Source organism: Pseudooceanicola nanhaiensis (assembly GCF_020171315.1).
Classification (GTDB): Bacteria; Pseudomonadota; Alphaproteobacteria; order Rhodobacterales; family Rhodobacteraceae; genus Pseudooceanicola; species Pseudooceanicola nanhaiensis_A.
In genome coordinates, this window is record NZ_JAIUZP010000010.1 from 104,691 (window position 1) to 125,227 (window position 20,537).

The 20,537-nt window shown below is 66.4% G+C and carries 17 protein-coding genes and 1 riboswitch; of the genes, 10 read left to right on the top strand and 7 right to left on the bottom strand.

Features of this window, described 5'->3' with window-relative positions; genetic code table 11:
• Positions 1-26 precede the first annotated feature (26 nt).
• Positions 27-1,928, bottom strand: a complete 1,902-nt coding sequence (locus tag LCM32_RS22125) for an ATP-binding protein (RefSeq protein ID WP_224822298.1) — start codon at positions 1,926-1,928, stop codon at positions 27-29.
• A gap of 15 nt (positions 1,929-1,943) precedes the next feature.
• Positions 1,944-2,435, bottom strand: coding sequence for a response regulator (locus LCM32_RS17055; RefSeq protein ID WP_224822299.1), 492 nt, complete (start codon positions 2,433-2,435; stop codon positions 1,944-1,946).
• A gap of 458 nt (positions 2,436-2,893) precedes the next feature.
• Between LCM32_RS17055 and LCM32_RS17060 the strand changes: the two genes are divergently transcribed.
• Positions 2,894-4,378 (top strand): SulP family inorganic anion transporter, encoded by a 1,485-nt coding sequence (locus tag LCM32_RS17060; protein ID WP_224822300.1) that lies wholly within the window; start codon positions 2,894-2,896, stop codon positions 4,376-4,378.
• Positions 4,379-4,388: 10 nt separating this feature from the next.
• Positions 4,389-5,243 (top strand): universal stress protein, encoded by an 855-nt coding sequence (locus tag LCM32_RS17065; RefSeq protein WP_224822301.1) that lies wholly within the window; start codon positions 4,389-4,391, stop codon positions 5,241-5,243.
• Between the two features lie 219 nt (positions 5,244-5,462).
• Here the strand turns inward: LCM32_RS17065 and LCM32_RS17070 are convergent, their stop codons facing one another.
• Positions 5,463-6,167: a glutathione S-transferase N-terminal domain-containing protein gene (locus tag LCM32_RS17070; RefSeq protein WP_224822302.1), complete on the bottom strand. Its 705-nt coding sequence runs from the start codon at positions 6,165-6,167 to the stop codon at positions 5,463-5,465.
• Positions 6,168-6,372: 205 nt separating this feature from the next.
• Positions 6,373-6,449: riboswitch (SAM riboswitch) on the top strand.
• A gap of 79 nt (positions 6,450-6,528) precedes the next feature.
• On the opposite strand from LCM32_RS17070, the gene metZ reads away from it, so the two are divergent.
• Complete coding sequence (gene metZ / locus LCM32_RS17075; protein ID WP_224822303.1) at positions 6,529-7,710, top strand: O-succinylhomoserine sulfhydrylase; 1,182 nt, start codon at positions 6,529-6,531, stop codon at positions 7,708-7,710.
• Between the two features lie 25 nt (positions 7,711-7,735).
• On the opposite strand, the gene LCM32_RS17080 is transcribed toward metZ, so the two are convergent.
• Positions 7,736-8,932 (bottom strand): aminotransferase class III-fold pyridoxal phosphate-dependent enzyme, encoded by a 1,197-nt coding sequence (locus LCM32_RS17080; RefSeq protein ID WP_224822304.1) that lies wholly within the window; start codon positions 8,930-8,932, stop codon positions 7,736-7,738.
• A 265-nt stretch (positions 8,933-9,197) separates the two neighbouring features.
• On the opposite strand from LCM32_RS17080, the gene folE2 reads away from it, so the two are divergent.
• The 7 genes from folE2 (at position 9,198) to LCM32_RS17115 (ending at position 14,667) form a co-directional block, all read left to right on the top strand.
• Complete coding sequence (folE2, locus tag LCM32_RS17085) at positions 9,198-10,292, top strand: GTP cyclohydrolase FolE2 (RefSeq protein WP_224822305.1); 1,095 nt, start codon at positions 9,198-9,200, stop codon at positions 10,290-10,292.
• Between the two features lie 248 nt (positions 10,293-10,540).
• Complete coding sequence (locus LCM32_RS17090) at positions 10,541-10,993, top strand: curli assembly protein CsgF (RefSeq protein ID WP_224822306.1); 453 nt, start codon at positions 10,541-10,543, stop codon at positions 10,991-10,993.
• 8 nt (positions 10,994-11,001) lie between these two features.
• Positions 11,002-12,057, top strand: coding sequence for a CsgG/HfaB family protein (locus LCM32_RS17095; RefSeq protein WP_224822307.1), 1,056 nt, complete (start codon positions 11,002-11,004; stop codon positions 12,055-12,057).
• Between the two features lie 256 nt (positions 12,058-12,313).
• A complete protein-coding gene (locus tag LCM32_RS17100) occupies positions 12,314-12,802 on the top strand; it encodes a hypothetical protein (RefSeq protein WP_224822308.1) in 489 nt (162 codons plus the stop codon).
• A gap of 58 nt (positions 12,803-12,860) precedes the next feature.
• Positions 12,861-13,499 (top strand): hypothetical protein, encoded by a 639-nt coding sequence (locus LCM32_RS17105; RefSeq protein ID WP_224822309.1) that lies wholly within the window; start codon positions 12,861-12,863, stop codon positions 13,497-13,499.
• A gap of 70 nt (positions 13,500-13,569) precedes the next feature.
• The gene (csgH, locus tag LCM32_RS17110; protein WP_224822310.1) at positions 13,570-13,878 is read left to right on the top strand and encodes a curli-like amyloid fiber formation chaperone CsgH; all 309 of its coding nucleotides are present in this window, start codon (positions 13,570-13,572) and stop codon (positions 13,876-13,878) included.
• Positions 13,879-13,905: 27 nt separating this feature from the next.
• Entirely contained in the window at positions 13,906-14,667 is a 762-nt protein-coding gene (locus LCM32_RS17115) for an SH3 domain-containing protein (RefSeq protein ID WP_224822311.1), read from the top strand.
• 113 nt (positions 14,668-14,780) lie between these two features.
• Here LCM32_RS17115 and LCM32_RS17120 read toward each other — a convergent pair whose 3' ends face one another.
• From LCM32_RS17120 to LCM32_RS17130, 3 genes are all read right to left on the bottom strand, one after another.
• Positions 14,781-16,184, bottom strand: coding sequence for a hypothetical protein (locus tag LCM32_RS17120; protein WP_224822312.1), 1,404 nt, complete (start codon positions 16,182-16,184; stop codon positions 14,781-14,783).
• Between the two features lie 33 nt (positions 16,185-16,217).
• The gene (locus LCM32_RS17125) at positions 16,218-17,417 is read right to left on the bottom strand and encodes a hypothetical protein (protein ID WP_224822313.1); all 1,200 of its coding nucleotides are present in this window, start codon (positions 17,415-17,417) and stop codon (positions 16,218-16,220) included.
• 124 nt (positions 17,418-17,541) lie between these two features.
• A complete protein-coding gene (locus tag LCM32_RS17130; RefSeq protein ID WP_224822314.1) occupies positions 17,542-20,523 on the bottom strand; it encodes a beta strand repeat-containing protein in 2,982 nt (993 codons plus the stop codon).
• Positions 20,524-20,537 lie beyond the last annotated feature (14 nt).

Here is a 20,537-nt window from a genome sequence, read left to right on the forward strand (position 1 = left end):
GCGGCCCTTGCGCCTCGACGGCTTGCCTAGGCGGCGAGCCCTGTCTCGGGATCGTCCCGCGCGGGCGGGCGCGCCATGTCCGCGGGCAGGGTCAGGCGGAAGAGGCAGCCACGCCCGGGGGCGTCCTCGATGTCGAGGCAGCCGCCCCAACGGTCCGCGATCTTGGTGATGAAGGCCAGCCCCAGCCCGGTGCCGCCGCCTTCATCGCGGGTCTTGCCGGTGCGCAGCGGCAGGCGCAGGCGGTCCCTGTCCGCCTCGGGGATGCCGGGGCCGTCGTCCTCGACCTCCAGCACGGTGTGGTCCTCTGCCTGCGCGAGGCGAATGTGGATGCGACCGCTGGCCCGGTCATGGTGGCACAGGGCGTTGCCCACGAGGTTGCGCAGGATGATCTCGAACTCGGTCCGCACGAAGGTCACCTGCGCGGGCAGCGGTCCGGTGACGACGTCGAACCCGGGCGGGGGCGAAAGGCTGGCGACGATCTGCTCTATGACCGGCGCGGGGTCGAAGCGCGTGGCGCCGGCCGCCTCCCGTCCGATCAGCGCATAGGTCAGGAGGCCATCCACCAGCGCCTCGAGCCGCGCGGTCTGGGCCTTCATCTCGCTCAGGTGCTCTGACAGCGGGGGCGGGACCGGGCTCAGGTCCTCCTCGATCCAGCTGGGCAGAACGCAGAGCGCGCGCAGCGGCGTCTTCAGGTCATGGGCGGCGGCGCGGGCGAAATCCTCCAGCTCGCCGTTGGCGCGCTTCAGCTCGGCATTGGTGATCTGCAGCAGGTTCTTGGCGCGCGTCTCGCGCGAGAGGGTCAACTGCAGCTGCGCGGTCATCTGGTTCAGCGCGCGCGCCAGCCGTCCGACCTCGTCCCGGCCCTGAACCGCGATCGCCACGTTGCGCTCCCCGGCAGAGAGCCGCCCGGCCACCTCGGAGAGATCGACAAGCCGCCGGGTGGTGCCGTGGATCAGGACCCAGGCGCCCGCCGTGGCCAGCAGGGCGATGACGGCGGTGACAAGGCCGCTCTGAACCAGATCGGCGCTGGCGAGCGTGCGGCGGACCTGCGCGGGCAGCGTGGCAATCAGGAGCCAGTGGCGGGGGGACTGGCCCTGCGCGACGGTGACCCAGCCTGCCGCCGCATCGTAGTGGACCCCGCCCGCGTCGAGCGTGAGCACCCGGATGTCGTCCTCTGCGGGCAGCGCGGGCAGGGGGATGCCGAACTCCGACATGAAATCATGGCCATTCCCCAGTTCCTGTCCATGAAGCCACGCGCCGTCGGGATGCAGCAGGTAGCCGCCGGTCTGATCCACCAGCCGAAGCGAGACGTTCCCCAGCTGTGCCGGTGGCAGCAGGGCCCGGCCGTGCAGGTTCAGGACAATGCCGCCCCGGCGGCTGCCATCCGCGTCGAAGAGGGGCGCGGCCAGCCGGAGGGTCGAGACATGCGGCACCTCGATCATACCGCCCTCGCGGTTGAGGTTGAGTGGCGAGACATAGGTCTGCCCCGGGCCGAGCAGGAGCATCTGCGTGACATAGGTGCGGGCGGATTTGTCCTGAAGCTCGTCCCGGGTGCGGATGCGCACCCCCTCGGGACGGCGATCAATGCGGATCTTTTCGTGGCCCTGACGGTCGATGTAGCGCGCCTGCAGGAGGTCCGGATGGGCCGCGACGAGCGCGTGCAGCCGCAGGGTGAGCGGGTCGAGATCGCCGCCGACGAGGAACTCTGCCACGGCGGGGCCGTGCAGGAGTTCCTGCAACTGGTTCAGATGCGCCGTGACACCGGCCTGCAACTGATCCGCATGGGTGGCGACGCGGCTGGCAAGCGAGGCCGTGATGCTCTCTTGCAGGCGCTGGTCCGTGCGGTAAGTGCCGAAGAGCAGCACGAGGATGGCGGTGGCCAGCACGCTGGCCACGGCGATGATCTGGATGCGGGCGGTAAGGGACACGGCGATCCCGCGCGCTCAGGCCCCGGGCCCCAGGGCGCCGGGAAGGTCCCAGGCGGCGGGGAGGGGGAGGGCGCTGCCGCGCGGCAGATCGACCGAACCCGCATAGCAGCTCAACAGGCGGACCTTTGTCACGAAGGCCTCGTAGGAGGAGCTCTTGGTCAGATAGCCCGCGATGTTGAAGCCATAGGCCCGCTGCACGTCACCGGGATCGAGGGAGGTGGTCAGGACGAAGACCACGTGGTCGCGCAGGTCGGGATCGCTGCGCAGTTCTGCCAGGAATTCGAAACCGTCCATCAGCGGCATGTTCAGGTCCAGCACGATCAGCAGCGGCCGATCGACCCGCTCTTCGGGGGTGCGGCGGCGCAGCCTGTCGAGTGCGCCGCGCCCGTTGTTGGCCACATGGACCGGGGAGGCGAGACCGACCTTAGACACCGCACGTTTGAAAATCGTGATGTCCATGCGGTCGTCCTCGACCAGCAGGAAGTTGGGAGCTGTTCCACCGGTCATCGGTTTCCACCTTTCCTTCAGAGACGGTCGCGGGTCTGCGGAAGCTAACGCCGAGGGCTGAACGAAGCGTTACCGCCGCCCGGATCAGGCGGTGTCCGTCCCGGGTGAGAGACGGGGCGAGGGGACGGGCGGGGGGCGAAAGGCGGCAAGGGTAGGCCCGACGGCTTGCTTGCCGGGGCGGAGCGCGGCGGAGGGGCGACTGAATGGGCCCGACTGACCGCGCCGACTGAACAGGCCCCCTGACTGGGCACGTTGACTGGGCCCCCTGACGCGACCACGGGCACGAGCGGGGCGATGCGGGCAGGAAGCGGGCAGGGCGGCCCGGGTGGCACCCAACCGATGCTGCATTGCAGCGCCGCGCTGTTGCGCCATGGTCCCAATGGCCTATAAGGCGGGGGATCCCCCGCGTGCGGGTGTTGCACGCGCCCAAGACCACCCTCAGCCGAAACCGGATTCCCATGATCGATCTCGCCACCTATCGTCAGCAATGGACGGGTTCCATCCGTCCCGACATCCTCTCGGGGCTTGTCGTGGCGCTGGCCCTCATCCCCGAGGCCATCGCCTTCTCCATCATCGCGGGGGTCGACCCCAAGGTCGGGCTCTATGCCTCCTTCTCCATCGCCGTGATCTCGGCCATCACGGGCGGACGGCCCGCGATGATCTCGGCCGCGACGGCGGCGACGGCGGTGATCATGGTCGGCCTCGTGCGCGATCACGGGCTGGAATACCTGCTGGCCGCGACGATCCTGACCGGCGTGCTGCAGGTCCTCGCAGGGATGCTGAAGCTGGGCTACGTCATGCGCTTCGTCTCCTCCTCGGTGATGACCGGCTTCGTCAACTCGCTGGCGATCCTGATCTTCATGGCGCAGCTGCCGGAGCTGATCGGGGTGCCGCCGCTGACCTACGTCATGGTCGCGGCCGGCCTTGCGATCATCTACCTCTTCCCGATGGTGACCCGGGCGGTGCCCTCGCCGCTGGTCTCCATCGTGGTGCTGACGGTGATCACGCTGACCTTCGGCTTCGACCTGCGCACCGTGGGCGACATGGGCGAGCTGCCCGATGCCTTCCCGGTCTTCCTGCTGCCGGACGTGCCCTTCAACCTCGACACGCTGCTGATCATCCTGCCCTATTCGGCGGCGATCGCGGCGGTGGGCCTGCTGGAAAGCCTGATGACCCAGCAACTGGTGGATGACCTGACCGACACCACCACCTCGCGCAACCAGGAGTGCATCGGGCAGGGCCTGTCGAACTTCTTCACCGGCTTCATCGGCGGCATGGCGGGCTGCGCCATGATCGGCCAGTCGATGATCAACGTGAAGTCGGGCGGTCGCGGGCGGCTGTCGACCTTCGTGGCTGGCATCGTGCTGCTGTTCCTGATCGTGGTGCTGGGCGACATCGTGGCGCGCATCCCCATGGCGGCGCTGGTGGCGGTGATGATCATGGTCTCGATCGGCACCTTCTCGTGGTCGTCGATCAAGAACCTGCGCACCCATCCCAAGAGCTCCTCCATCGTCATGCTGGCGACCGTGGTGATCGTGGTCTGGACCCACAACCTCGCCATCGGGGTGCTGGTGGGCGTGCTGCTCTCGGGCATCTTCTTCGCGTGGAAGATCGCGCAGCTCTTCAAGGTCACCTCCGAGGTCACGGCGGACGGGCGGCACCGGACCTACCGGGTCGAGGGGCAGCTCTTCTTTGCCTCCTCCGAGGACTTCATGAAGGCCTTCGACTTCCGCGAGGCACCCGAGAAGGTCACCATCGACGTGAGCGAGGCCCATATCTGGGACATTTCCTCGGTTGCGGCGCTGGACATGGCCGTGCTGAAGTTCCGCAGGGAAGGGGCCGAGGTGGAGATCGTGGGGCTGAACAAGGCTTCCGCCACCATCGTCGACCGTCTGGCCGAGCACGACAAGCCCGGCGCCATGGACAAGATGCTGAGCCACTGAGGGGGACAAGATGACAACGATACTCGCACTGGTCGACGGCTCGGCCTATTCGGAAAGCGTCTGCCGCCACGCGGCCTGGATCGCCGCGCGCAGCGGGGCGGGGGTGAAGCTTTACCACGTGCTCGGCCGCCGCGAGGCGCCGGACCGCGGTGACCTCTCGGGGCAGATCAAGCTGGGCGCCCGCACCCGGCTGATGGAGGAACTGGCGACGCTCGACGAACAGCGCGCCAAGCTGACCCACGCGCAGGGCCGCGCGATCCTGGAGGATGCGCAGGCGCTGGTGCAGGAGGCCGCCGGGGGCGTGAGCGTCGAGACCCGCCTGCGGCAGGGCGACATCGTCGAGACGGTGACCGCCAAGGAAGAGCAGGGCGACCTGATCGTCATCGGCAAGCGCGGCGAGGCCGCGGATTTCGCCAAGCTGCACCTCGGCTCCAACCTCGAACGGATCGTGCGGGCGGCGACCAAGCCGGTCTTCGTGGCGAACCGCGCCTTCAAGCCGATCCAGAAGGTGGTCATTGCCTATGACGGCGGGCCCTCGGCGATGAAGGCCGTGGACCTCGTGGCCCGCAGCCCGCTCTTTGCCGGGCTCGACTGCCTCGTGGTGACCGTGGGCGGCGAGACGCCGAAGATCACGGAAGGTCTGCGCGATGCCAAGGCGACGCTCGCGGCAGGCGGCCATCAGGCGGAGACGCGGGTGGTCGAGGGCCAGCCCGAGACGGCCCTGGCCGAGGTTATCGAGGCAGAAGGCGCCGACCTGCTGGTCATGGGCGCCTGGGGCCACAGCCGCATGCGCAACCTGATCATCGGGTCGACCACGACCGAGATGATCCGCTCCTGCAAGGTGCCCGTGCTCCTGATGAAGTGAGGCGACGGCGGCCTCGTGTCCGGGGCACCCGGGCCCGAGGTCCTGACGCCGGGGCGCAGCCCCGCCGTTTTCTTCGAAGAAAACGGACCGGAAAATTCGAATTTTCCGGACATGGCCGCGGGGCGCGTGACCGTCGGAAACGAAAGAGGGGGCCGCAGCGATGCGGCCCCCAAATTTCTGCGTAGAAATGTGCCAAGATTTTTCGAAAAATCTTGGGCGTTACCCCTTCTGGCCGAAGAGGATTTTCTGCTCTTCCTTGGTCCGGATGCCGCCGCGCTGGTCCTCGGCCACCGCGCGGCCCTTCTGGACCCCCTCGCGGGCGGCGACGAGGTCCAGCCAGCGTTGCAGGTTCGGCTTGTCCGAGATGTCCTGCTGCTGGCCTTCCCAGAGGCTCGCCCAGGGCCAGATCGCCATGTCCGCGATGGAGAAGAAATTCCCCGCCACGTAGTCGGCCTGACCCAGTTGCGTGTCCAGCACCCGCAGCAGGCGGCCGACCTCGTTACGGTAGCGGTCCTGCGCGTAGGGCAGTTCCTGCGGCGGGTCCATCAGGGGCGCGTACTTGAGGAAGTGATGCGCCTGCCCGGCCATCGGCCCCAGCCCGCCCATCTGCCACATCAGCCACTGGTCCACGGTGATGCGGTCACGCTCGGTCGGGCCGCCGAACTGGCCCGTCTTGCGGGCGAGGTACTGCAGGATCGCGCCGCTTTCGAAGATCGCGACCGGTTCGCCGTCGGGGCCCTCGGGGTCGACGATGGCGGGCATCCGGTTGTTCGGCGCGATCTTCAGGAATTCGGGGTCGAACTGGTCGCCCTTGCCGATGTTCACGAGGTGGAGCCTGTAGGGCAGGCCCATCTCCTCCAGCGCGATGGTGATCTTCCAGCCGTTCGGCGTGGGCCAGTAGTAGAGGTCGATCGGTGCGGTCATGTGGTCTCTCCCCATGTCGGATCCTGTGGCGGCCAGCGGCCGGACGTCTGGGGGCATGATGAGGCATTGCCGGGCAGGGGCAAGGGGGCGCGGCAGGGTGCAGGGCCCCGCGCGGGCACCGCAGCCCCCGCGAGGCGCGAGCCGGCGAGGGCGGAAACACCTGTGCTGCATGGCTGCGTCTTGACGCAGGGGGCCTGCGGGACTAGGGGAGGGGCGTGGCGATTTGATACCGGATTGCGGGCCACGTTAAACATTCCGCTAAAAGGTCAGGGAAAAGGGACCCCCTTTCGCTTGACCGCGTCTGGGGGTTTTTTATTTGGGGCCGGGGCGGCGCGGGCCGTCCGATCCCGGGAGAAGTGCAATGACCGATGCGTGGAAAAAACAGACCAAGGCTGTCCATTCGGGCAGCCGCCGCTCGCAGTATGGCGAGGTGAGCGAGGCGATCTACCTGACCCAGGGCTTCGTCTACGACACCGCAGAGCAGGCCGAAGCCCGCTTCGTCGAACTGGGCGAGGACGAGTTCATCTATGCCCGTTACGGCAACCCGACCACCCGCATGTTCGAGGAACGCATCGCCGCGCTGGAAGGCGCCGAGGATGCCTTTGCCACCGCCTCGGGCATGGCAGCGGTCAACGCGGCCCTCGTGGCGCCGCTCAAGGCAGGCGATCACGTGGTGGCGGCGCGGGCGCTCTTCGGCTCCTGCCTCTACATCCTCGACGAGATCCTGCCGCGCTTCGGCGTGGAAGTGACGCTGGTAGACGGGCTCGACCTGTCCGCATGGGAAGCGGCGCTGCGGCCCGACACCAAGCTGGTCTTCTTCGAATCCGTTTCGAACCCGACGCTGGAAGTGATCGACGTAGAGGCCGTTTCCAAACTCGCCCATGCGGTCGGCGCGCTGGTGGTGGTGGACAACGTCTTTGCCACCCCGGTCTATTCCCGCACGCTGGAACTGGGCGCCGATGTCGTCGTCTATTCCGCGACCAAGCACATTGACGGGCAGGGCCGGACGCTGGGCGGCGTGATCCTTGGCACCAAGGAGTTCGTCCGCAAGGTGGCAGAGCCCTACCTCAAGCACACCGGCGCCGCGATGAGCCCCTTCACCTCGTGGATCATGCTCAAGGGTCTCGAGACGATGGAACTGCGCGTGCGCGCGCAGGTTGCCTCGGCCGAGGCGCTCGCCTCCGCCCTCGTGGGGCACCCGAAGCTGGCGCGCGTGATCTACCCGGGCCACCCCTCCCACGCGCAGCACGCCCTCGTGCAGGCGACGACGGGCAAGGGCGGCACCGTGGTCTCCATCGACCTCGCCGGCGGGCAGGAGGCGGCCTTCCGCTTCCTCAATGCGCTGGAGATCGGGATCATCTCGAACAACCTCGGCGATGCGAAGACGCTGCTGACCCATCCGGCCACCACGACGCACCAGCGTCTGCCGGAAGAGCAGAAGGTCGAACTGGGCATCACCCCCGGTCTCGTCCGGATCTCGCTGGGGATCGAGGCGACCGAGGACCTCGTGGCAGACATGCTTCAGGCGCTCGATAAGGCCTAAGCGGGGCCTAGGTGGGGCGTCAGCCTCAGCCCGCAGCCTGCCTGCGGACCTCATCGAAGACAATTGCGAGGGCGGCCATCAGGTCGCCCTCTTCTATGATGAGCGGCGGGGAGAGCGTCAGGATGCCCCCGGAGGTCTTGAAGGCCAGCCCGCGCGCCATGCAGGCGGCGCAGATCGCCTGCGCCCGGGCCGGATCGTCCAGTTCCACGCCAAAGAGCATCCCGCGCCCACGAATATCCACCACGCCCGGCACCCCGGCGAGGTCGGCGGTCAGCTGCGCCACGGCCTGCGCCCCCAGACGGGCGGCGCGGGCGGGCAGGGCGTCTTCCTCCAGAACGTCGAGCGTGGCGAGGCCGGCTGCGGCCAGCACCGGGTTCTTCTCATGGGTGAAATGGCCGAGGTCATGCGCCGCCGCCACGTTCAGACGCGCATCCGCCAGAACGGCGGCCAGCGGCAGGATGCCCCCACCAAGCGCCTTGCCCAGCAGGGTGATATCCGCCACCACGCCCTCATGCGCGCTGGCGAAGAGCCGCCCCGTCTTGCCGAGGCCGGTGGGGATTTCATCGAAGATCAGCAGCGTGCCGGTGCGGTCGCAGAGCACGCGCACCGCCTGCCAGTAGCCCTCGGGCGCGATCCGGGGCGTGGCGCGCATCGGCTCGGCAAGGAAGGCCCCGGTCTCGCGCCGCTCCAGCACCGCCGCCACCGCCTCCAGCGGGGCAAATTGCGCGACGTGGCGCGCGCCTTCGCGCATCGGGCCCAGCCCCCGGAAGGTCGGATCGCCCCCGGCGGAGGCGGCGGCGAAGGTGGTGCCGTGGTAGGCGCCCTCGAACCCCAGCGTGCCCGGCCGCCCGGTGACGGCGCGGGCCAGCCGCAGGGCGATCTCCACCGCGTCGGAGCCGGAGGGGGCAAACAGCACCCGGGTCTGCGCCGTGGGGGCCAGTGCGGCCAGCCTTTCGGCCAGCGTCACGGCGGGATCGTTGGTGTAGCGCCGGGGCGAGAAGGGCAGGGCGTCCAGCTGCGCCGCGATCGCGGCCTTCACCCGCGGATGGCCAAAGCCGAGGTGATGCGCCGTGTTGCCGTGGAAATCCATCCAGCGCCGCCCGTCCGGCGCGGTGAGCCAGATCCCTTCGGCCTGCGCGATCGGCCATGCGACGGGGGAGGAGGAGGACTGGTGCAGGAAGACGGCGGCGTCGCGGGCGATCAGGTCGGTCATGTCGGGCATGGGGCCTCACGGCTGGGATCGGGGCGAGTATGACCGCTCTGCCGCGCATCGAAAAGTCGGGAACCCGAGGCGCGTGAAAGACTTGTGACCCCGGGGTGACCTGCGCTAGGGCCCTGCGGAACGTGGCCGCACCCCGATAACGACGCATTCGACGGGTGATCCGCCGCGCGGGGAACGGCGTATCCCGGATGAACAATGGCAAAAGTTGCCCCGGCACCCTATGTTATGGGCTGCAAGGAGCACCCCGGCACCGGGAGAGGACGCGATGAACATTCACCCCAAGGACATGGACCAGACGCTGGATCGCGAAGGCGCGAAGTCGGCACTGGAAAGCCTGCGGAAATGGGCGGCGAAAGCATCGGACGCGGAGATACACGCGCTCGACCCCGCCGTGGCGCGCCTGCTGCCCGGTCAGGCGGACTATCCGCTGCTGTCGCGCGACTACCCCGAGGGGTTCAAAGCCGATGCCGCCTACCGCGACACGCTGCCCGATCTGCAGAACGGCCCGGCCAGCCTGATCCGGGGCGCGCGGACGCAGATCCAGCACGTGGGTATCTCGAACTTCCGCCTGCCGATCCGCTACCGCACCCGCGACGCGGGCGAGATCATGCTGGAAAGCTCGGTCACCGGGACGGTCAGCCTCGAGGCCGACAAGAAGGGCATCAACATGTCCCGCATCATGCGGTCCTTCTATACCCATGCCGAGAAGACCTTCTCCTTCGAGGTGATCGAACACGCGCTGGACGACTACAAGACCGATCTCGACAGCCTCGACGCACGGATCATGATGCGGTTTTCGTACCCTGTGCGGCGGGAATCCCTGCGGTCCGGGCTATCGGGCTATCAGTATTACGACATTGCCCTCGAACTGGTGGAAAAGGACGGGGTGCGGAAGAAATTCGTCCACCTCGACTATGTCTATTCCTCGACCTGCCCCTGTTCGCTGGAACTGTCGGAACATGCCCGCCAATCCCGCGGCCAATTGGCGACGCCTCATTCGCAGCGTTCCGTTGCGCGGATCTCGGTCGAGGCCAGCGGCGCACGCTGCCTCTGGTTCGAGGACCTGATCGACATGGCCCGTATCGCGGTTCCCACGGAAACGCAGGTCATGGTGAAACGCGAGGACGAACAGGCCTTTGCAGAGCTGAATGCCGCCAACCCGATCTTTGTCGAGGATGCGGCGCGGCTGTTCTGCGAACAGTTGCAACGGGACGAACGGATTGGCGATTTCCGCGTCGTGGCAAGCCATCAGGAAAGTCTTCACAGCCACGATGCCGTGTCGATCCTGACCGAAGGGCCCACATTCGCGACCGAAAGCGTCGATCCGCGCCTCTTCCCGAGCCTGTATCACGTCGGCTGATTCCCGAGGAACGGGTTTTCCCGGAGCTGTCTGTAACGTATTGAAATTCAAATGGCGTTCTCCTTATGGGGGATGCCACTTCTATTTATGGTTGAATCTCGCGTTGGTGCGGTTTGGCAACAGTTCAATTTCGTTTTTTCTGAAATGGCCGTATAGCTCTGCTCATATTTTGACAGAATGGGGCGGAGTGGTGCTTTAAATGGGCTTAAAGAATATTCTCAAAAACATTCGACGGTAGGCAGGTTTTCGTGAAGAAACTCATTACAGTCATGTCTTTCGGCGCAGCTATCGCCATTTCAGCGCCCGTACATGCGCAGGATTTGGTGTATCAGCCGGTGAATCCGAGTTTCGGCGGAAATGCCCTGAACTCGTCGCACCTCTTGTCGATTGCCGGGGCACAGCGCACGGCAACGGCCCGCGATGCCGCCACATCCTCCAGCAGCGGATCGACCGATACGACGGATTCCAGCGATGCGGATCTCTTTGTGCGTCAGCTTCAGGGGCGGCTGTTGTCGGCCCTCGCCGCGCAGGTGACCGATGCGATCTTCGGGACCGATCCGCAGGAAAACGGCACCGTCACCTTCGGGACCACCACAGTCACATTTGAACGCACACTCGATACGATCTCGCTGCTCATCGTCGATAACTTCGATGGGACCGTGACCGAGATCGTGGTGCCCCAACTCGTGTCGAGCAACTGATGATGCCGATGTCCATGATCCGAAGCCTCGCCGCCCTCGCCGCCCTGACCACGCTGGGGGGCTGCGCCGAACTGGCCAGCAACGCCCTTGGCGAACCGCAGCCTGCGCTGACCAGCGAGGTGACGAAACAGAACCTCCAGCTGCGCACCCTTCCGGGCCCGTCGCAGCGTGTCGCCGTGGCGGTCTACGACCTGCCCGACATGACCGGCCAGTTCCGCGAGCGGGAGTCCGTCCAGTCGCTGTCGCGTGCGGTCAGCCAGGGCGGGGGCCCCATGCTGATCAAGGCCCTGCAGGATGCTGGCGAACGGCGCTGGTTCTCTGTCCTCGACCGGACCGCGCTGGATGACCTTCTGCGCGAACGCCAGATCGTGACCGAGATGCGCCGCCTCTACCGTGGCGAGACGCAGCCCGATCCCACCGCTGTGCCCCCGCTGCGCCATGCGGGCATCATCATCCAGGGCGCGATCGTGGGCTATGACAGCAACATCCAGACCGGCGGCTTCGGTGCGCGCTACCTTGGGGTTGGCGGCAACCAGCAGTGGAAACTGGACATTGTCACGGTCAGCCTGCGGGCGGTGTCGAGCGACAGCGGCGAAGTGCTCGCCTCCGTCATGGTGGACAAGCCGATTGCCTCCACCTCGATCCAGGGCGGTGCCTTCACCTATATCGCGCTGGATGAGTTGCTGGAGATCGAAACCGGCTTCGCGGTCAATGAATCCAAGCAGTTGGCCGTCCAGATGGCGATAGAGAAGGCGGTGATGAGCCTCGTCCTTGAGGGCGCGGACCTCGGCATCTGGCAATTTGCCAACAAGACGGCGGGCGACCAGATGCTGCGGACTTACCGCGAAGAGAAGTACCGCGGGACGACGATGCCCACCTACATGCGGTCCGCGCAGCCGCCGGACACCCAGAACCCGACCCGCGTTGTGGCGACGCGCCCGGCTGCCCGGCCGACGGCGGGCCCGGTGCGCGAACGCATCCTCGCCCCCGCCGCGCCGACCCAGAAGGCCCCCCGTGAGGTTACCCTGCCGCCGCCCGCATCGGCGGATGAAGTGATTGGCTGATCGGCCCAATCGCGTCGGCCGCGCCCGTACGAGATAGAGCCCCGTGGTTGCATCGTCACCCACGGGGTTTTGCGTGGCGCGGTGCGGGAACGGACCGCGCTGCGGGCATCTCGCTTGGAACCCAGCCTGTGACTCGATCTCAACAAGTCTAAGGGAATGTCGCGCGCGGGACATATTCACGCCCTGATCTTCTGGCCTGTTTCTGGCAAGGTTGTTCGCAAAAAAGAGCAGAACAAAGGGCAAAACGATGCAGGCAATGGCAACCCGTTTCGGGGCAGCCTCGGTGATCGCGTTCACCCTGGCGACGACGGCTGGCGGCGCATTCGCCGGGCCGGAGGCAGAAAACAATTTCGTCGGCCTCACTATCTCGGGGCTCGAGAATACCCTCGTGATCGAACAGACCTATACGGCTGGCACCGTCACGGCACCGAATTCGATCCAGGTTGATATCGTGGGCGACAACAACGGCGGCGGCGCGGCCTGGCCGAGCGGGGCGCTGATCGAAACCGGGCTGACCCCGGGCAGCCTGTTCCAGAGCGGCGCGGGGAATGACATCGCCATTTCCGTCACCGGTCACGGCAATCTCTTTGCCGTGCGTCAGGTCGGATACGCGAACAGTGTCGCGGGCCAAATCACCGGCACAGGCAATGCCGCCGCGATCACGCAGGGCGGCACGGGCAACCATGTCTCTTTCTCCCAGACGGGCCAAAACAATACGATAGTGGTTTCCCAATCGACCCATTGATGGTATTCTAAACCAGTGATTTTTATCGCTGATTTTGCGTTGAGTATTGGGGTCTGCTGTGAAGACGATTGGATATGCAATTGCGGCGCTCGGGTTTTTCGCGCTGCCGCTGTCTGCCGGGGATGGCAACGTGCTGAATTTCCTTCAGCTCTCCACCGGGGCGGACGGCAATGCCCTCTTCATCGACCAATCCGAGGCGACCGGCTCGCTGATCGCCGGCGATCCGCTGAACATCACGCCTGCGACGCAGGCCGGCAACGGGAACACGGCCGAGGTCGAGATCCGCGGCAATGGCGGCACGCTGGTGCTGAACCAGAACAACGCCCTGACCGGGCTCTCCATCGGCAATCAGGCGGAGGCGGTGATCGCGGGCGTGTCGGGCTTCGGCTCGATCCTGCAACTCGGGGACCTGAACAGCGCGACGCTGTCGGTGCAGTCGCCGGACGCCTTCAACCCGGCCTCCGGCGCGATTGCCCAGATCGGCACCGCGAACACGGGCACGCTTTCCGTGGACGGGGCAGGGGCCTCGGGCGAGCTGCGCCAGATCGGCAACGGCAACACCAACGCCCTCTCGGTCGAGGGCACCGGTACCACGGCGACCTACACCCAGATCGGCAACGGGCTGTCCAACCAGAACGGCGGTGTCAGCGTGGTGTCGAACGGCGGCAGCGTGTCCATCACGCAGACCTCGTTCTGACATGCGTATCCCCGGAATGAAGGGCGCGGCCGCTGCCTTCTCGGCCCTGCTTCTGAGCGCAGGAGGCCTCATGGCTGGGTCCTCTCCCACCTCCAGTATCGAACTGACCCGGCTCGACGGCGCATTGCGGATCGAGGGTTTTGTGGATGGCGGCAGCGGCGAGGTGAAAGCCACCCTGACCATCGCCCACCACGGCAGCGGGGGCACGATGAACACGCGTCAGGGGCGGTCCGTCCAGCTGAGCGAGAACCAGCGGATTTCGGTCTCCTCGACCCAGATCAATTTCGGCCCCGCGTCCGACCTGGTGGTCGAGCTGATCGTCGAGGATGAAACCGGGGTCATCTCGCGCAGCGTGACCCACATCAGCCCGCAATCCTGATTCCAGACTTACCAAGAAGAGCCGAATATGCGTTCACTGCCCGCCCTTGCCCTCGCTGTTTCCGCGTCCCTGTCGTTGGCGGGGCCCTCTGTCGCGCAGTCGCGCGATCAACTCGTTCAGGCGTTCTCGGGCAACTGGTTCGTCTTCGATCCCAGCTTTGCCGCCGGGGGCAACTGCGGCCTGACACTGGGCGGCGCGGTGGTCTCGAACGACGGCCAGATGTCTGCCGCCACGGAAAACTGCGCCGAGGCCATCGCCCGCACCAAGAGCTGGAGCATCGAGGGCGGTGTCCTGCGGCTCTTCGACGACGGCGGCAGCCAGTTGGCGGAACTCGGCGGCAACCAGCGCCGCGTGACCGGCCTGACCACGCCGGAGCAATCGGGCGTGATCATCGAACGGGCCTCGGGCGACGGCTTTGCGCAGGAGATCGCCCTCGCCGTGCAGGAACACCGCTGCTACTACTACGGCACCTCCGCCAACTGCGCCACGAAGGAAGACCTCGTCGCGCCGAGCTTCGCCGAGGAAGAGGGCGAGATGCTGGCCCAGATCGAGACGCTGGGCAATCTGGCGGTCCGGTCGCAGCCGCGCCGCGATGCCACGATGATCGGCACGGTTCCGGCCAATTCCTGCGTCCGGGTCAACCAATGCGTCACGGCGTCGGACGGGCTGTGGTGCCGTGCGGCCTTTGGCGAGCGGCAGGGCTGGCTGGCCAAGACCGCGCTGCGCAAGGAAACTTGGCCGATCGTCACCTTCGCGAACGGCTGTTCCGACACGGCGGACAAGGGCTGAGGCAGGCGGGGGCTGAGGGGCCCAACTGCGCATCCCATCAGGGCTGAATGCGAAACGGGGCGCCACGGGCGCCCTTTTTCCGTCCCTCGCGCCGGTCCCGGACGGGTGCCGTGCTACTGCATGACCACCGCGACGTTGGCGCGGCCGGTCTGGGTGACCCCGGCGGCATTGCCATTGCCGAACTGCAGCAGAAGCGCCTCGTTCTCGGAGCCTATGACCTCCAGCGAGATCATGTTGTCGATCCCCTGCTGGAAGAAGGCCGAGAGGTTCGCATCCCCGAGGACCGTCACGTCCGCCGTATTGTCGAGGCCTATCTGGACATAGGTGCCGGGCGTGTAGCCCGCGCCCTGCGGCATCGAGAACCCGGTGGTCGTGTTGTTGCTGCTGCCGGTGATGTCGGCGGTGAACCGGTTGTCGCCCTGTTGGGTCAGATCCGCGAGGTTGTCGTCGCCCTCGACCCGGATCGAGGCATCGTTGTCGCCACCGGCGGAGAGGTCGAAGCCCTGGCGCATCACCACCTCGTTGCGGTGGCCATTGATCAGGACATAGCCGTCGTTGGTGCCCATTTGGTCGATCAGCACCTGGTTGTCGTCGCTGATCCCCTCGAGGCTCAGCTCGGCCACGTTGGTGCCCAGCTGGCTGAGCCCGACCTCGTTGTTGTCACCCTCGATGGTGGCGAGGATGATGTCGTTTTCCGTGCCGTCCTGCTCGACCCCGATGGCGTTGCCGTCGCCGGTGAGCACGATCGCCCCGGTGCGGTTGATCCGCCCGCGCTGCAACACGCCGAAGGCATTGGACGCGCCGTAGATCTGGAGGCTGACCTGATTGCCGTTGCTGCCTGTGTCCTCCGACCCGCGGCGCTGCACGATTTCCGAGGCAAGGGCCGCAGTGTAGCCGGCATAGCCGCTCAGGGCCGTGGTGCCGTTGTTCTCTCCGTCGATGAAGACGAAGACATCGTTCTCCTCACTACTCAGATCAGAGCCGCTGACCTGCCGCAGGAGGTCGATGCGGTTGCCGAAACCGGACATCGTGACCTCTGCGTTCTGGCCCGGCGTGCCCGCCTCTTTCACTTGTTCAACCTGCGACACGATGTTGCCGTCGCCATCCCGCTCGTCGATGGTCAGCCGGTTGCCCGCCCCGCTGGCCACGCCCAGAACCTGCTGCACGATCTCGCCGATCACGTTCTGATCTCCGGTCTGGCTCAACGTCGCGCTGTTGGCGTGGTCCGCGGTGCCGAAGAGGTTGTCCTGCACCAGTCCGGCCCCGCTGGCGGCGATGCTGTTGTCCTGCCCGGTCTGCTCGATCACCAGCTGGTTGAAATACCCGTCCTGATCCATCGGCAGGCCGACCGCGCCTGCGGTGTTGCGCTGACCGCTCTGGGTCACTTCCGCGGTGTTGTCGGCGCCGCTCTGTTCGGCCGAGGCGAAGTTTTCGAGGCTCTGCGCCTGCGCGGCGGTCCCGAGGGCGAGGGCAGCCAGAAGCGTCAGGGCACGGCCAGTGGCGTTGCGATGTCTCATGTGTCCTCCTTCCGCGCCGGGGGGCGGCCCTGCCTATTGCAGGATCGTCGCCGTGTTGTTGGTGCCGATCTGGGCGAAGACGGCGTTGTTGCCATTCCCCAGCTGGGTGACCGTGGCGCTGTTGCCGCTGCCGGTCTGGACGCCGTCGACGGTGTTCTGATCGCCGGTGATCGTGACGAGCCCGGTGTTCGACGCGCCGGTCTGCATCAGCGTCGCGGCATTGAATGCCCCCATGACCGAGGCGGTGATCATGTTGTCCGTGCCGGCCTGTCCGAAGAGGATGCTGTTGGCATCGCTGGCCGGGCCGATGTCCAGTGCGATCCCGTTCGAGATGCCGCTCTGCTGGGTGCCGACCTCGTTGCCATCGCCGAAGATCGTGACAGCCAGCTGGTTGCCGAGGCCGCTCTGCGTGGCGCCAAAGGCGTTGTCCGATCCGGTCAGGAGGATCGGGCTCAACACCGTGCCCATGCTATTGCCGAGGCCGTTCTGGCGGGTGCCGGTCGCGTTGCGGTCGCCGGTGATCGACAGCAGGAGCGAATTACCCGCGCCCCCGCTGGCGTTGGCCCCTTGGGCATAGACGCCGCCCGTGGCGCCGACGACATCGGCCACGCCAGTGAGCGGGGAGGTGCCGTTGTCATCGCCCAACTGCACGATCTCGATTCGGTTGGCGGCAGAGCCCGCGCCGTCGGAGATCTGCGCCACAAGGGCGATGGCGTTGTTGGCGCCCTGCTGAAGGATGCTGGCCGCGTTGCCCTGAGCCCCGCCGCGCTGCTGAACGATGCGGGCGATGCTGTTGCCATCGGTGCCGCCCTGACCTGCGATGCCCTGTTCGATGAGCAGCTGGTTTCCGGCCGCGCCGGGGGCGGCGGTGCTGGCCTGCCGCAGGGCGCCGATGGTGTTGCCGCTGCTGTGCTGGAGCAGCCGCGCGGTGTTCGATGTGCTGGCCTCTTCCGCGCTCTGGATCAGGCCGGTGAGCGCGGCGCCGACACTGTTGTCGTCGCCGGACTGAATGAGGGTGAGCTGGTTCGACGGGCCGAGCTGGCGCAGGGCCATGGATGCCGTTCCTGCCACGTTGTCCGATCCGGCGGACTGATCGACGAGGGCCATGTTGCCGGTCCCGGAGACAAGCGCCGACCCCTGGTCGAGGAAGGCCGCGTTGTTGTCCGCCCAAGCTGCCGCAGGCAGAAGCGCGATCCCGGTCAGGACGGTCAGGAGACTAAGGGGAAGCCGCATCAAAATCACTATCTGTCGCTAAATCGGAAAGGGCCCCGAGGGGCACTGCCCGGCATTGAAATGCTGCCGGGCAGCGGATCGCCCCGGCGCAACTTTGCGCGCCGGGGCTTCTTGTCTTCAGGCGTTACTGCAGGATGCCTGCGTTGTTGCCGCTGCCGACCTGCGAGAAGGAGGCGGTGTTGTAGCTGCCGACCTGAGTGACGACGGCCTGGTTGCCATCCCCGGTGATCGTGCCCGTGATCCCGTTCGAATTGCCGTCCTGCAGCGTGGCGAAGCTGTTCAGGTCGCCCATGACCGTCAGGCTCAGCCCGTTGTTGAAGCCGACCTGCACGAGGGCGCCCTTGTCGAGGCCACCGGTGTTGGCGGCGAGGGCAGTGCCCGAGAAGGCCGGGGAGGAGGCGGGCAGGAGGAGGCCAGCGAGGCCGCCCGGATTGGTGTAGTTGTTCTGATCGCCGGTCACCGAGACGGTCAGCGTGTTCGAATCGCCGGTCTGGGTGGCTGCGAGCACGTTGTAATCGCCCTCCTGGACCGTGGTCAGCGCGTTGCCGTTGCCTGCGACGGTGCCTGTTGCGACGTTGAACCGCCCGTCCTGGCTCATGTCCGAGTCATTGACGGAGCCGGTAACCGTCAGCAGCATGTTGTTGCGCGAACCGGACTGGGTCAGGGCCGAGGTGTTTGCGGTGCCGAAGATATCCGCCAGAGCGACGTTGCGCTCGCCGTCCTGATCGAGGTCGCTGATATTGCTGTTGCCGTCGATCAGCAGCGTGCCCTCGTTCTGCGTGCCCACCTGGTCCAGGATCGAGGTGTTGCCGTTGCCGGCCACATCGGTGAGCGCGTAGTTGCGCGAGCCCGACTGGGTCGTGGTGGACAGGTTGCCCGAACCGTTGACCGTCACGAAGCCGTCGTTGCGGTTGCCGGTCTGGCTCACGCTCGAGGTGTTGCCGTTGCCCGCGATCAGGGCTTCGGCCTCGTTCAGCGATCCGTCCTGGGTGATGTCGGTGGTGTTGCCGTGGCCATCGACATCCGCCAGAGCCTCGTTGAGGCCCGAAAGCAGGTCACCGGTCTGGTCGATCGTGGTCAGGTTGCCGTTGCCGTCGACCAGCGCTTCGGCGCTGTTGAACAGAGCGGACTGGGTGATCAGCGTCGTGTTGGCGTCGCCGGTGATCTCGGCGTCCGCATCGTTGCCGCCGCCGGTCTGGCCGACGTTGGTGAAGTTGCTGGAGCCGACCACGTAGGCCTTGGCGTCATGGCCCACGCCATCCTGCGTGACGATCGAGGTGTTCGCATCGCCCTCAACGTCGACCAGCGCGGTGCTGCCGCCGAGGAGCGGCAGGCCACCCAACTGGGAGATCGTAGTGCCGTTGCTGTTGCCGTCGATCAGGGCGTCTGCCTCGTGGCCGATGCCGGTCTGGGTCACGGTCGTGCCGTTGCCATCGCCATCCACGTCCACGAAGCCGTCGTTCGAGACGCCGGTCTGCGTGACGAAGGACCCGTTGGACGCGCCCAGAACGTCAATCATGGCGATGTTGTCGTCGCCGGTCTGGTTCGCGACGGAGGTGTTGTAGTTGCCACCCACGACCACGAAGCCGTCGTTTTCGTCGCCGGTCTGGGTCACGGTGGAGCCGTTGGCGTCGCCACTGACGGTGATCTCGCCTTCGTTCAGATCACCGGACTGTGTCATGGTGGAGCCGTTGAAGTTGCCGGTGACGGCGATGGCGCCATCGTTGGAATCCCCGGTCTGCGTCAGGAACGAGCCGTTGGAGTTGCCCTCCACACCGATCGCGCCGACGTTGTCGAAGCCGGTCTGCGTCGCGGTCGAGGTGTTGTAGTCGCCGACGACGTCGATGCTGGCGGTGTTGAAATCATCGGTCTGGGTGATGGACGAGCCGTTGGCGTCGCCGTCGACGTCGATGGTGGCGATGTTGTCGTCACCCGATTGCGTGGTGGTGCCGCTGTTGTTGTCGCCGACCAGAAGGATGTCGGCCGTGTTGTCGTCACCATTCACATTGACCGACGCGTAGTTCGAGACGCCTTGCTGGTCGATGTCGCTGTCGTTGGTGTCGCCGGTCACGGTGACGTAGCCCACGTTGGCGTCGCCGGTCTGCAGGGTCAGCGTCAGGTTGTCGTTGCCGCTGATGCTGGTGCTGGCGAAGTTGGTGTCGCCGGTCTGATTGAAACCGGTGATGTTGCGGTCGCCGGTGACGGGGCTCAGGGCCACGACGTTGTCATCACCGATCTGGCCGACGCCAACCTGGCTCTGATCGCCGGAGACGACGATGCCGGTGGCGAAGTTCGAGTTACCGGTTTGGGTGACGCCATATTGCGCGCGGTAGCCGCTCAGCGACAATTCGGTCTGGTTCCCGTTCCCGGTCTGCAGGATACGGCGCGCCGTTGCGCCCGAGGCGGCCGCGTCGGGCTCGAAGTTCGGCACACCCACGCCAACGCCCGACATCGAGATCGTCGCGCTGTTGTCGTTGCCGCTCTGACGCAGCAGTTGCAGCCGGTGCTGATAGCCGTCTTGCGTCACGACCGCGGTGTTGTCGCCGCCATCCTGGATGACACCGTTCAGGGTGCCGGTCCCCATGGCAACTTGGTTGTTGTTATAGGAGGCGGTGCCGGTGGCCGTGTTCGTTTGGGTCACCGTGGCCTCGTTGCCGCCCGAACCGGTCTGGCGGACATTCGCGATGTTCGCGTTCTCTCCGGTGGTCTGGGTGACGGTCGCGATATTGTCGTCGCCGCTTTGGGTCAGCACGTTGATGCTGTTCCCCGGGTCCGTGCCGGTGGCGGTGGTGCGGGTCTGCGAGACGATGGCTTCATTGTCGTCACCGGTCTGGGAGACTTCTGCCGCCGCCATGTTGCTGCCGGCGCTGTTGTAGCCACCTACCTGGGTGATGGAGAGTTCGTTGTCGTTGCCGGTCTGGGTCACGCCCCCGACAAGTGCCCCGTCCACGCCGGCGTCGGAGTCGTTGGCCAGCGATTGGTCGATCAGTGCCGCGTTGCCCGTGCCGTCCTGCGTCAGCAGCGCGTCGTTGTTGTCGGCCATGGCGGCCGCGCCGGTCAGGACGAGCGCGCTGCTCGAGGCCATCAGAATGCTCTTGATCTTCATTGGTATTTTCCCAA

Coding starts and splice junctions, on each gene's coding strand:
- LCM32_RS17065 (WP_224822301.1), top strand. CDS start 4,389: ATGACAACGATACTCGCACTGGTCGACGGCTCGGCCTATTCGGAAAGC.
- LCM32_RS17115 (WP_224822311.1), top strand. CDS start 13,906: ATGCGTTCACTGCCCGCCCTTGCCCTCGCTGTTTCCGCGTCCCTGTCG.
- LCM32_RS17095 (WP_224822307.1), top strand. CDS start 11,002: ATGTCCATGATCCGAAGCCTCGCCGCCCTCGCCGCCCTGACCACGCTG.
- LCM32_RS17060 (WP_224822300.1), top strand. CDS start 2,894: ATGATCGATCTCGCCACCTATCGTCAGCAATGGACGGGTTCCATCCGT.
- LCM32_RS17130 (WP_224822314.1), bottom strand. CDS start 20,523: ATGAAGATCAAGAGCATTCTGATGGCCTCGAGCAGCGCGCTCGTCCTG.
- LCM32_RS17100 (WP_224822308.1), top strand. CDS start 12,314: ATGGCAACCCGTTTCGGGGCAGCCTCGGTGATCGCGTTCACCCTGGCG.
- LCM32_RS17125 (WP_224822313.1), bottom strand. CDS start 17,417: ATGCGGCTTCCCCTTAGTCTCCTGACCGTCCTGACCGGGATCGCGCTT.
- LCM32_RS17070 (WP_224822302.1), bottom strand. CDS start 6,167: ATGACCGCACCGATCGACCTCTACTACTGGCCCACGCCGAACGGCTGG.
- metZ (WP_224822303.1), top strand. CDS start 6,529: ATGACCGATGCGTGGAAAAAACAGACCAAGGCTGTCCATTCGGGCAGC.
- LCM32_RS17080 (WP_224822304.1), bottom strand. CDS start 8,932: ATGCCCGACATGACCGACCTGATCGCCCGCGACGCCGCCGTCTTCCTG.
- csgH (WP_224822310.1), top strand. CDS start 13,570: ATGGCTGGGTCCTCTCCCACCTCCAGTATCGAACTGACCCGGCTCGAC.
- LCM32_RS17120 (WP_224822312.1), bottom strand. CDS start 16,184: ATGAGACATCGCAACGCCACTGGCCGTGCCCTGACGCTTCTGGCTGCC.
- LCM32_RS17055 (WP_224822299.1), bottom strand. CDS start 2,435: ATGACCGGTGGAACAGCTCCCAACTTCCTGCTGGTCGAGGACGACCGC.
- folE2 (WP_224822305.1), top strand. CDS start 9,198: ATGAACATTCACCCCAAGGACATGGACCAGACGCTGGATCGCGAAGGC.